Raw genomic sequence first — 12,171 nt, forward strand, 5'->3', positions numbered from 1 at the left:
CTGCGCGAAACGCTGCAATACGCCGCCGGCTTCGTAAATAGACACCTCTTCACCGGTGTCTAAACGGCAAATGACTGGCACATTCAGTGTCTCACCATTTGTACGATGAATAACCAGCGTTAACGTCGCACGCGGTGTACGCTCTCCAACCACATCGTAGGTTTCAGTACCATCTAAACCCAGTGTTTTACGGGTGGTACCCGCTTTAAATTCCAGCGGCAGCACGCCCATACCTATTAAATTAGTACGGTGAATACGTTCAAAACCTTCAGCTGCAATCGCTTCGACACCGGCTAACCTTACGCCCTTTGCGGCCCAATCGCGTGACGAGCCCTGGCCGTAGTCGGCACCGGCAACGATGATCAGCGGCTGCTTACGTTGCATGTAGCTTTCAATCGCTTCCCACATGCGGGTTACCTTACCCTCTGGCTCTATCCGTGCCAGTGAGCCTTGCTTCACTTTGCCATCAACAATAGCCATTTCATTAATCAGCTTGGGGTTTGCAAAGGTTGCGCGCTGCGCTGTCAGGTGATCACCACGGTGCGTCGCGTAAGAGTTAAAATCCTCTTCCGGCAGACCCATTTTATGCAGATACTCACCGGCTGCGCTGTCCGGCATAATGGCGTTCGACGGTGATAAGTGATCAGTGGTGATGTTATCGCCCAGCAGTGCCAGTGGCCGCATGCCTTTTAATGCGCGCTCACCGGCCAATGCGCCTTCCCAATAAGGCGGGCGGCGAATATAAGTGCTTTGTAAGCGCCAGTCATACAGCGGACTGATTTGCTCACCGAAGTCGACCGCAACATCAAACATAGGCTCGTACACTTTGCGAAATTGCTCAGGTTTTACGCTGGACGCCACTACTGCATCAATTTCAGCATCAGTTGGCCAGATATCTTTCAATGTGATTGCGTTTTTATTTTCATCATAACCAAGCACATCTTTTTCGATATCAAAACGAATAGTGCCGGCAATCGCATATGCGACAACCAGTGCCGGTGATGCTAAAAATGCCTGTTTGGCATAAGGATGAATACGGCCATCAAAGTTACGGTTGCCCGATAACACCGCAGTAGCGTACAGATCGCGCTCTACCACTTCTTTCTGGATCACCGGATCCAGCGCGCCGCTCATGCCGTTACAGGTAGTGCAGGCAAAGCCGACAATACCAAAGCCCAGCTTTTCCAACTCAGGCAGCAAGCCACCCTCTTCCAGATACAGCTGTACAGCTTTAGAGCCGGGGGCTAAAGAGGTTTTCACCCAGGGTTTACGTGCTAAGCCATATTTATTGGCGTTGCGCGCCAGCAAACCGGCCGCGATAACGTTACGCGGATTACTGGTATTAGTGCAGCTGGTAATAGCTGCGATAATCACTGCACCATCCGGCATTTTGCCGTCTTCCTGTACGTACTTGCCAGCGATACCTTTAGCCGTGAGGTCAGCTGTCGACAACCGCGCATGTGGGTTAGAAGGCCCCGCCATGGTGCGGCCAACACTGGATAAGTCGAATTTAAGCACGCGCTCGTACTCGGCGGTTTTTAAGCTATCGCTCCAGAGGCCCGCAGCTTTAGCATAGGTTTCTACCAGTTTTACCTGCTCTGGTGCGCGGCCAGTTAGCGTCAGATAGTCCAGTGTTTGCTGGTCGATGCTGAACATGGCGGCAGTAGCACCGTATTCTGGTGTCATATTCGATATTGTTGCCCGGTCACCCAAACTTAAGCTGTCAGCACCTTCGCCGAAAAATTCCAGGTAACTCGACACCACTTTTTCTTTACGCAGAAACTCAGTCAGTGCCAGCACTATATCGGTCGCCATGATGCCTTCCTGTGCTTTGCCGGTCAGCTCTACACCAATGATATCCGGCAGACGCATCCAGCTGGCACGGCCCAGCATTACGCTTTCCGCTTCTAAACCGCCTACACCTATGGCAATAACGCCCAGTGCATCAACATGCGGTGTATGACTGTCGGTACCGACCAGAGTATCCGGGAAAGCCACGCCGTCTTTGGCGTGAATTACCGGCGACATCCGCTCCAGGTTTATCTGGTGCATAATGCCGTTTCCGGGTGGAATAACGTCAACGTTTTTAAAGGCTTTTTTCGTCCAGTTGATAAAATGGAAGCGGTCGTCGTTACGGCGATCTTCTATAGCGCGGTTCTTATCAAAAGCATCTTTCTCAAAACCAGCGTGTTCTACCGCTAATGAGTGATCCACAATTAGTTGCGTAGGCACTACCGGGTTAACTTTGGCAGGATCTCCGCCTTTTTCCGCTATGGCGTCCCGCAAGCCGGCTAAATCTACCAGGGCGGTCTGACCTAAAATGTCATGGCATACTACGCGCGCCGGAAACCACGGAAAGTCCAGGTCACGTTTGCGGTAAATAAGCTGTTTTAATGCATCTGTTAACATGGCCGGGTCGCAGCGGCGTACTAAGTTTTCGGCATGCACACGTGAGGTGTACGGCAGTTTTGCATAAGCGCCTGGCTCGATGGCGTCTACCGCGGCCTGAGTATCGAAATAATCCAGGTGAGTGCCTGGCAGTTTCTTACGGTATTGGCTGTTCATGGTTTTTTACTCTGTCTGGCGAAAAGAGGGCTTAGCCCTCTTTGAAGTGTTCTTGTAGTCAGGTGGAACCTAACGGTTGCAAGCCCGCCGTGCTCGCCACAGCAACTCGCCCTAATGCCTGCGGCAGGGCTCAGACACTCTGTGGCTGCGCCAACGGGTTCCAACCTCAGTTCCTTGATTAACGCTGCGCTATCGGCTTAACATTACGCGGTTCTACACCAACGTAATCAGCACTTGGCCGGATAATACGGTTATCTGCACGCTGCTCCATTACATGCGCTGCCCAACCTGTTAAACGGCTACAAACAAAGATTGGTGTAAACAGCTTAGTTGGAATGCCCATATAGTTATACGCCGAGGCATGGAAGAAATCGGCATTACAGAACAGTTTCTTCTCGCGCCACATCACCGCTTCGCAACGTACAGAAACGTCATACAGTTTAGTATCGCCATTGGCCTTAGCCAGTTTCTCTGACCATTCTTTAATTACAGCATTGCGTGGATCTGACTCTGAGTAAATCGCATGGCCAAAGCCCATGATCTTCTCTTTGCGCTCCAGCATACCCAACAGTTTTTGCTCTGCATCATCCGGATTCGCCATTTTTTCAATCAGTTCCATCGCCGCTTCGTTGGCACCGCCGTGCAGCGGACCACGTAAGGAGCCAATAGCACCGGTAATACACGAGTGCATATCGCTTAATGTCGACGCACAAACACGGGCGGTAAAGGTAGAAGCATTAAACTCATGCTCGGCATATAAAATCAGTGACGCCTGCATCACATCAATATGCAGTTGCGCTGGCTTTTTGCCATGTAAGGTCCACAAGAACTGCTCAGCAATAGAGTCTGCTTCTGTTTCTACTTCAATACGCTTGCCGTGATGACTATAGTTGTACCAGTAATTTACCAGACCAGGAAAAATCGCCAGCATGCGATCAGTCGCGTCCTGTTGCTGAGTAAAATTTTGCTCAGTTTCCAGATTCCCCAGCATAGAGCAGCCGGTGCGCATCACATCCATAGGGTGTGCAGAGGCAGGAATACGCTCAAGCACATCTTTCAGTGGCTGTGGCAGGCTACGCATACTTTTCAGCTTTGCTTTGTAAGCGCTAAGTTCAGCTGCTGTTGGCAGCTCGCCTTTTAAGATCAGATGGGCAACTTCTTCGAAGCTGCAGTTGGCGGCTAAATCCTTTACGTCGTAGCCACGGTAAGTCAGACCTGAGCCGGTTTTACCCACCGTTGATAAAGCCGTTTTTCCGGCTACCTGGCCGCGCAAGCCCGCGCCTGTCAGTACTTTTCCTGTCGCCATTGTCTTGTCCCCGTATTTTATATGTGAATACTTATTTCGCTTTATTGCTAAACAGCTGATCCAGTTTTTCTTCAAAACTGTGGTAGTTCAGAAAATCGTACAACTCAACACGCGTTTGCATACTGTCAACGACGGCTTTCTGGTCGCCATTTGCCAGAATTGACTGATAAACATTCAATGCCGCTTTGTTCATTGCCCGAAACGCACTTAGCGGATACAGCACCATTGCCACACCGACAGCTGCCAACTCTGCTTTGTTAAACAGTGGCGTCTGGCCAAACTCGGTAATATTTGCCAACACCGGTACTTTTAGCGCTTTGGTAAACGCCTGATATTGTTCCAGTGTGTGCACCGCTTCGGCAAAAATAGCATCGGCACCGGCAGCCTCACAGGCCAGAGCCCGTTCTATCGCCGCTTCCAACCCCTGCTGCGCCAGCGCATCTGTACGGGCCATAATAAAAAAGCTTTCGTCAGTGCGAGCATCCACACTGGCTTTTACCCGGTCGACCATTTCATTCAAACTGACAATTTCTTTATTCGGCCGGTGACCACACCGTTTTTGCGCCACCTGATCTTCAATATGAAAACCGGCGGCGCCGGCACGGGTCATATCCTTTACCGTACGAGTGATGTTAAAAGCCCCACCCCAACCGGTATCTGCATCCACCAACAGCGGTAAACTTGTTGCCCCGGTTATCCGGCGAATATCTTCACAGACATCATTCAGTGACGTCATGCCAAGATCGGGTAAACCAAAAGAGGCATTCGCCACACCTGCCCCAGATAAATACAGAGCCTGATGCCCGGTACGTTCTGCCATCATGGCGGTATAGGCGTTAATTGTGCCAACGATTTGCAGCGGCTTGTTCGCGCTAATCGCTGCACGGAGTTTTTGTCCGGCAGTAAGTTTGGTCATGTCAGGTCCCCGTTTGTTCCAATTGTTTTTCAATGTTACGCCTTGATGCAGCAATATGACGGCGCATCAGCAAATCAGCCAGTTCGCCATCGCGGTTAGCGATGGCATTAAGAATAGCTTTATGTTCATCAAAGGCACGCGATACACGCGGCCCGTTCATACCAAGCTGCACCCGGTACATTCGTACCAGATAATAAAGCTCGTCACATAAGATATTGATAAGGTAATCATTTTTACTACCTAAGATGACACGGTAATGAAAATCCAGATCGCCGGCTTCTTGGTAGTAGCTCTCGCCTTCACGTACCCGCTGTGTACTTAAATGCTGATCCAGTAATTGGCGTAGCTCGGCTATTTCACCATCCGCCATATGTTCTGCTGCCAGCCTGCAAGCTAAACCTTCCAGCGTTTCGCGTAGCTGATATAACGACAGTAAACCCTGTGTCGACAATTTCACTACCCGGGCACCGGCATTGGGAATACGCTCAATTAAATGACAGCGTTCAAGTCGGGCCAATGCTTCCCGCAGCGGCGCCCGGCTTAAATCAAAACGCTTGGCAAGCTCGGGTTCACTGATCTTGCTGCCGGCAGCAATTTCGCCCTCTACAATGGCACGTTGTATTTCCAGCAATACTCTGTCTGAAGCCGTAATAGCCGGTCGCAGTGATGGATGAATAATAGCCATAATTGTCGACAAAGAATAAGAATTAGCCAATTTTTATAGCGTTTCAACGCTTCAGTCAAGCAAAAACCAAAAACATTGTCGACAATCCTCTAAAGGGGTGTGCAATTCACTTTACAACTGCATACCGCAGAACCTGTTCAGGCCTCATCTGGAAAGCACTTTTTACTGCAGTTTTTAGATTTTTTTTTTATTAAATGACAACTGAAAATGCGTTTAAGAACTAAAAATGGCAACAGCAGTGCCTGCACCTAAAAGAGGTTCAACGCAGTAACCTTGCCTGTTTGATAGAATAAGCTGGGGATAATTTGAGGATAAGCTGGGCACAAAATAGAAAATTAATATTACGATCATCAACATCGCTACAATTGAACATTGTCAGCAAAATGCTGTGTTTTAACTACACTAAATCTTACCTTTTAAACGTCTTAGCAGTTGTAACGATAGCGCACGGCTCATTCCCTATGAGCCATTCCCCTAAGCCCGGAACAATGCGGATTGGTTCCGGGCTACTTTTATCTGACAGTTTGAAATGTGCGGCAAATCTTACCTAAGCAACTCTTTTCACACGGTTAAACAGGCTGTAGAAATTAGCAGTCGTTGCATTTGCCAATTCGGTTACGCTAATACTTTTAACCTCGGCTATCGCTTCTGCTACTGCCGTAACATAAGCCGGCTGATTGGTTTTGCCTCTGTATGGAACCGGCGCCAGATAAGGCGAGTCTGTTTCTATCAGCAGGCGATCCAGTGGTAATTTCTTCACTACATCACGTAGTTCAGTTGCATTACGAAATGTCATGATACCGGATATAGAAATATAGAACCCCATATCCAAAGCGGCTCTTGCCATTTCCCAGTTCTCAGTGAAACAGTGCAGCACACCGCCGGCGCCATCCGCTTTGTGGCTGCGCATTAGTGCCAGCGTATCGGAGCGGGCATCACGGGTGTGAATAATCAGCGGCTTGTTTACCTGGTTTGCCACATCAATGTGAGTAACAAAGGCTTGCTGCTGACTTACTTTTGATTCAGCCGAATAAAAATAATCCAGCCCGGTTTCCCCTACAGCAACAACTTGTTCCAGCTGGCAACCCGACAGCAAACGCTGTGCGTCGACATTATCGTTCTGATGTAGCGGATGTTCACCGCAAGAAACAGACACCATCGGATAAGGCGCTACGGCCTGCTGCATCTGGTCAAATTCAGCCAGACTGACACATACGCATAGCATGTGCTGCACTTGCTCAGCCTGCGCCCTGGCGATGACCTGCTCCAGTGTGAGCCCCAGTTTATCCAGTTCCAGCCGGTCAAGATGACAATGCGAATCAACAAACAACGTTATTCTCTCAATTTAAATAGTATGGGTAGGATCGGGAGAACTAAGCATTCCACCGAGCAATTTCTCAATCTGGGCGCTTAATTGCGACTTGTCATCAATAAAGCTGACACCGACGCCGGCCGGGTTTGAACTTTGCGAGCCGTGTGGTGTGATCCAAGCAACCTTGCCTGACACTGTCACTGATTCAAGCGAATCCGGCAAAGTGACACTCAGCGCCAATGACTGCCCCATTTTATATTGCCGGGCAGTACGGACAAACAAACCACCATTTTTCAGAAATGGCATATAACTGCGGTACAAGTCTTTTAAATCATTAAAACCTATCGTCAGTTCTTCCATATGTCCTCCGGTTATCCGTGCAGCCGTTTAAACTCAATTAAAAACGCACTTAACGCCAGTTGCTTATTCTGCCCTAAAATCTGACTATCGTCACGGCACCAACGGTTATACAGTTGATGGATTGCCAGCAGGCGCTGCGGGTTAGATACGTTAGCCGCCAACGTCAATTGCCTGCGTAAAAACCAGCCCAGCAACTGGCTGAGCCCCTCTGATTGCTCCAGTTGTTTTACGCAATCCGTCAGTGATAATTGTTGCTGCAAATACTGCGTTAAATGCTGCAGTGCGGCCTGAAGCTGATCAGCCGCACCACTTTCCAGCAATGCTAACGCTTTCAATGGCCCGCCTCCACAGTATGTCAGCAGAAAATCCGGCACTGCTCTGTTAGTTTGCTGTCGTAACCAGTCATTGGCGTTATTACTAAATTCTGCTGCCAGTTGCCACTGCTGGCAACGGCTAATGACCGTCGCAGGTAAAGCACTGCCTGAGCTACAGTAAAGTACAATAAAACTATTCTGTGGTGGCTCTTCCAGTGTTTTTAACAGCGCATTGGCTGCTGCTTCTGTTAATTTATCTGCGTCGCTTACCAGTACGACTTTGTTAGGCTGCTGCTGTGCCCGCCCATGCATAAACTGACTTAACTGACGCACCGCATCTATACCGATAGTGGTACCAGAGCTGTCCACCGCCAGAAAATCTGCATGGCTGCCTGCAGCGAGCAGCAAACAGCTTTTGCAGCCCCCACAAGGCTTATGCTCTGAAGTGCACAGCAAAGATGCGACCAGCCACTTTGCCAGTTGCTGTTTACCGATACCTGACGGGCCTGTCAGCAACAGACCATGCGCCAGCTGTTGCGCATTAAGCAAGCGACTCAGCTGCTGCTGATAGCGCTCTAACCAGGGCAGCAGCATCATTTACCCCAGTGCCCGGTTCAATGCCGCAATGATATTACTTTGCACCTGCTCAAGCGGCTGGCTGGCATCAATAACTGCTATGTTGGATTCACTGGCGGCTATCTGCAGATATTTCTGCCGCGTGCGCTGGAAAAACGTCAGCTGTTCCTGTTCAATCCGGTCCAGCTCGCCACGTACTCTGGCACGTTCCAACCCGATCGCCGGGTCGATGTCGAGGTACAACGTCAAATCAGGCGTCAGATCTCCGAGCACAGCGTGACGTAATTGATTGATAAAAGCTTCGTCCAGTTGCCTGCCACCGCCCTGATAAGCACGGGACGACATATCATGCCTGTCGCCGAGCACCCATTTACCTTCACTCAGCGCAGGCTGAATGACATTAACGAGCAGTTGCATCCTAGCCGCATACATCAGCAACAACTCAGTTTGCGGTGCGATAACCTCATTCTGCTGAACCTGCTTGACCAGGGTTCTAAGGCTTTCTGCCAGCGGTGTACCTCCGGGCTCACGGGTACACACTACTTCATGTCCACTTTGCTGCAGATACTGCTTCACAGTTGCAATAGCGGTACTTTTTCCTGCCCCTTCCAGGCCCTCTACAACGATAAACTTGCCCTTACGCTTCATAACTTGGATCCCAGAATGTATTTTTTTACCGCACTGTTGTGTTGCTCCAGTGTCGAAGAAAACTGGTGTGTGCCATCCCCCTTACTGACAAAGTAATATAAATCTGTTTCAGCGGGTTGGGCAGCGGCAAGCAATGACGCTCTGCCAACCAGACTGATAGGGCCAGGCGGCAGGCCAAAATGGCGGTACGTATTATATGGATGCGGGTTGTTCAAATCAGCGCGGGTGATATTACCGTTAAAATCTTCCAGTCCGTATATTACTGTCGGGTCTGTCTGCAGGCGCATATTTTTACGCAAGCGATTTACAAATACCGACGCAACCAGTGTTTTCTCCGGTGGATAACTGCTTTCCTTTTCAATTATCGACGCCAGAATAAGCAATTGATAAGGCGTTTGCAGCGGTAAATCGCCTTGTCTTTGCTCCCAGGCCTGCGCCAGCTCTTTTAATAAAGCTTGTTGTGCGCGCTGCACCAGTTCACGGGCTGAGCTGTTGGCGGTGTAGTAATAGGTATCGGGATACAACAGCGCCTCGCTGTTTACCGGTGTTTCGCCCCACGCTGCCGGCCATTGCAACATGGCCTGCACATCCTCTGCAGTGTGCAGATCCTGCGTTAAATAACGGGCTTGCGTTATCCGCTGTAAGCTCTGCTGCACGGTTTCCCCTTCGATTAGGGTGAGTGCGAACTGTGCTTCTTTACCAATTCTAAATAACGCCAGCACCTGCAACAGCGTCTGTTCAGCGGATAACCGGTATACCCCTTGCTGAACGCCAGCCTGCGCCGGGTGCAGGCGCAAGTAAAGCTTAAGTGCCAGGCAGTTACTTGATGTCAGCAGGTGTTGCTGCTGCCACTGTCGGCACAGCGATGCCGCTGAGCTGCCAGCAGTCACGGTGTAAATTTCGTCGGGTATTTGCAGCGGGATTTGCTGTGTATAGCGCACTAACGCGTAATAGCTGACACCGAGTAGCAGCGCTACAATAAAGCCTAGGCGGATAAGTTTTAACATACTACCTGTGTTCTCAGTTGCTGCACTGGTGTCAGTGGTAAATCCCTGTTACAAAACCGGCGCACCGGGACTATCCCCATCAGGGCATTGCACACTGCAATAGCGTCAACCGTTTGTAACTCGTCAAGCTGCCAGTTCACTTCCTGTACCGGCATTTGTTGCATAATGTTCTGCCGCATGACGCCTGCTACACCAGCTCGCTTAAGCTCTGGGGTAAACCATTTGCCAGCGCGGCAGAACAACACGTTAGCTGCACTGGCTTCGGTGATAAACCCCAATTGATCAAGCACCAGCAGGTCGTCATATGTACTGTCAGCCAACTGTTGTTTGATCAGTACCTGCTCCAGTCTGTTATTGTGCTTCAGCCCTGCCAGTGAGGGTTGGACAGCAAGCTGCAACGTTGCCAGCCCAAGGCAAATACCTTTTTGCGCTTTGGTGTAATCTGGCATAGCACTGCTACTAACATAAATGCGCGGTGATGTGACGCCAGCGCAGCCATAGCCACGTCCACCTTCGCCACGGGAAATCAGTATTTTGATCACTTGCTCAGACATAGTAATAGCGGAATGCGCCTGGGCAGTAACCAGATCCCAGGCAATATCACCAAACATTAACTGCCGGGCAGAACGCTGCAACCGCTGCAAATGCAAAGGCCACAACTGTATTTCACCTGCGCGCACCTGTATCGTGGTGAAAATACCATCGCCATAATTAAAACTGCGGTCCTGTGGAGAAATTGCCGATTGCACACCTGTCACCGGGAAATTAATATCAGCGGCAGTATGCCTTAAAACGCAGATAAAACAAAGGCTGCATTTGAGGCAGCCTTTGTCTGTAAAAACAGCAGATTAAAGACGTTTGAACAGGATTGAGCCGTTAGTTCCGCCAAAACCGAAAGAGTTGCAAAGTGCATACTCCATCGATACCTGCCGGGCTTCATGCGGCACATAGTCCAGATCACAACCGTCATCCGGGTTATCCAGATTGATGGTCGGCGTAACGATGTTTTCCTGTAGTGACAGCACAGTAATGATCGACTCAACTGACCCAGCTGCACCAAGCAGGTGGCCAATCATTGATTTGGACGAACTTACCATTACTTTCGATGCATGATCGCCAAACACAGACTTGATGGCTTTTGTCTCTGCAATATCACCGGCAGGCGTTGAAGTGCCGTGTGCGTTAATGTAAGCAACCTGCTCCGCATTAACCTTGGCATCATTCAATGCATTACGCATTGCTGCTGCTGCACCGGCGCCATTTTCTGGTGGAGAAGTCATGTGATAAGCATCACCGCTCATACCAAAACCAATCAGCTCGGCATAAATTTTCGCACCGCGGGCTTTGGCGTGCTCATACTCTTCCAACACCATAACACCGGCACCATCACCCAGCACAAAACCGTCACGGTCTTTATCCCATGGCCGGCTGGCTTGCTGTGGCGCGTCGTTACGGGTAGACAACGCCCGCGCAGCGCCAAAACCGCCCATACCAAGCGGAGTAGACGCCTTTTCTGCGCCACCGGCAATCATCACATCCGCATCACCGTAACTGATCATGCGAGCGGCATGACCGATATTATGCACGCCTGTGGTACAGGCAGTAACAATGCTGATATTTGGCCCTTGTAAACCCAGCATAATAGACAGCTGACCGGATATCATATTAATGATGGTAGACGGCACGAAAAACGGTGATAACCGTTTTGGCCCACTGTTAAGCAGCTTGGTATGATTCTCTTCAATTAACCCCAGACCGCCTATACCAGAACCAATTGCCGCGCCTATACGCGGAGCATTCTGCTCGGTAATTTCAATGCCTGAGTCACGAAACGCCTGGATCCCAGCCGCAACGCCATATTGAATAAACAGATCCATCTTTTTGGCGTCTTTCGCCGGAAAATATGGTTCTACATCAAAGTTCTTTACCAAACCTGCAAATTTAGTGGTGTAAGCGCTGGTATCGAAATGTTCGATCAGCGATATACCACTTTGGGCTTGCTGTAAACCCTGCCAGCTTGAGGCAACATCATTACCCAGCGGCGTCAACATGCCTAAACCGGTAACGACCACACGACGTTTTGCCACAAAACCCTCCGCCATGGAAATTTTATCTATCGTAAAATGAAAACGGGTAGCTTAGCTACCCGTTCTGCAAGCTGTTAGCTTACTCAGCGTGCGCTTTGATGTAATCAATCGCAGACTGAACAGTAGTAATTTTTTCAGCTTCTTCGTCAGGAATTTCAGTATCGAATTCTTCTTCCAGAGCCATTACCAGCTCTACTGTGTCCAGCGAGTCAGCGCCCAGGTCTTCAACGAAAGACGCTTCGTTCTTCACTTCGTCTTCTTTAACGCCCAGTTGTTCAATAATGATCTTCTTAACGCGTTCTTCGATGTTGCTCATCTTTTCTTCCTTTTTCTCATATAAATCGCAACAATTCGTGCAATTTTGTGTGGCGCTAGTTTATGCGTAAGCTTTGTGG

The 12,171-nt window shown here is 49.7% G+C and carries 12 protein-coding genes; all 12 read right to left on the bottom strand.

The genetic code is table 11. From position 1 onward, the window contains the following. Positions 1-2,565, bottom strand: a 2,565-nt coding sequence (gene acnD / locus VIN66_RS09060) for a Fe/S-dependent 2-methylisocitrate dehydratase AcnD (RefSeq protein ID WP_331923677.1), incomplete at its 3' end; no start/stop codon positions are given. A gap of 178 nt (positions 2,566-2,743) precedes the next feature. Further along, complete coding sequence (gene prpC, locus VIN66_RS09065; RefSeq protein ID WP_331923679.1) at positions 2,744-3,871, bottom strand: bifunctional 2-methylcitrate synthase/citrate synthase; 1,128 nt, start codon at positions 3,869-3,871, stop codon at positions 2,744-2,746. A gap of 31 nt (positions 3,872-3,902) precedes the next feature. After that, on the bottom strand, positions 3,903-4,787 hold the full coding sequence (gene prpB / locus VIN66_RS09070) for a methylisocitrate lyase (RefSeq protein ID WP_331923680.1): 885 nt from the start codon (positions 4,785-4,787) through the stop codon (positions 3,903-3,905). 1 nt (position 4,788) lies between these two features. Continuing rightward, positions 4,789-5,472 carry a GntR family transcriptional regulator gene (locus VIN66_RS09075; protein ID WP_331923681.1) on the bottom strand — a complete coding sequence of 228 codons (684 nt, stop codon included), beginning with the start codon at positions 5,470-5,472 and terminating at the stop codon, positions 4,789-4,791. Positions 5,473-6,019: 547 nt separating this feature from the next. After that, the gene (locus VIN66_RS09080) at positions 6,020-6,802 is read right to left on the bottom strand and encodes a TatD family hydrolase (protein WP_331923682.1); all 783 of its coding nucleotides are present in this window, start codon (positions 6,800-6,802) and stop codon (positions 6,020-6,022) included. 15 nt (positions 6,803-6,817) lie between these two features. Beyond that, positions 6,818-7,144 carry a PilZ domain-containing protein gene (locus tag VIN66_RS09085; RefSeq protein ID WP_331923683.1) on the bottom strand — a complete coding sequence of 109 codons (327 nt, stop codon included), beginning with the start codon at positions 7,142-7,144 and terminating at the stop codon, positions 6,818-6,820. Positions 7,145-7,155: 11 nt separating this feature from the next. After that, positions 7,156-8,055: a DNA polymerase III subunit delta' gene (gene holB / locus VIN66_RS09090; protein ID WP_331923684.1), complete on the bottom strand. Its 900-nt coding sequence runs from the start codon at positions 8,053-8,055 to the stop codon at positions 7,156-7,158. Further along, the gene (tmk, locus tag VIN66_RS09095; protein WP_331923685.1) at positions 8,056-8,682 is read right to left on the bottom strand and encodes a dTMP kinase; all 627 of its coding nucleotides are present in this window, start codon (positions 8,680-8,682) and stop codon (positions 8,056-8,058) included. It lies immediately after the preceding gene. Further along, complete coding sequence (gene mltG, locus VIN66_RS09100; RefSeq protein WP_331923686.1) at positions 8,679-9,689, bottom strand: endolytic transglycosylase MltG; 1,011 nt, start codon at positions 9,687-9,689, stop codon at positions 8,679-8,681. The genes tmk and mltG overlap by 4 nt, the downstream gene beginning before the upstream one ends. Further along, positions 9,683-10,438 carry an aminodeoxychorismate lyase gene (gene pabC / locus VIN66_RS09105; RefSeq protein WP_331923687.1) on the bottom strand — a complete coding sequence of 252 codons (756 nt, stop codon included), beginning with the start codon at positions 10,436-10,438 and terminating at the stop codon, positions 9,683-9,685. The genes mltG and pabC overlap by 7 nt, the downstream gene beginning before the upstream one ends. A gap of 99 nt (positions 10,439-10,537) precedes the next feature. Continuing rightward, entirely contained in the window at positions 10,538-11,776 is a 1,239-nt protein-coding gene (gene fabF, locus VIN66_RS09110; RefSeq protein WP_331923688.1) for a beta-ketoacyl-ACP synthase II, read from the bottom strand. Positions 11,777-11,855: 79 nt separating this feature from the next. Continuing rightward, positions 11,856-12,092, bottom strand: a complete 237-nt coding sequence (gene acpP, locus VIN66_RS09115) for an acyl carrier protein (RefSeq protein ID WP_134054564.1) — start codon at positions 12,090-12,092, stop codon at positions 11,856-11,858. Positions 12,093-12,171: the final 79 nt, after the last annotated feature.

This window comes from Rheinheimera sp., assembly GCF_036568245.1.
In the GTDB taxonomy this organism is placed as follows: Bacteria; Pseudomonadota; Gammaproteobacteria; order Enterobacterales; family Alteromonadaceae; genus Alishewanella.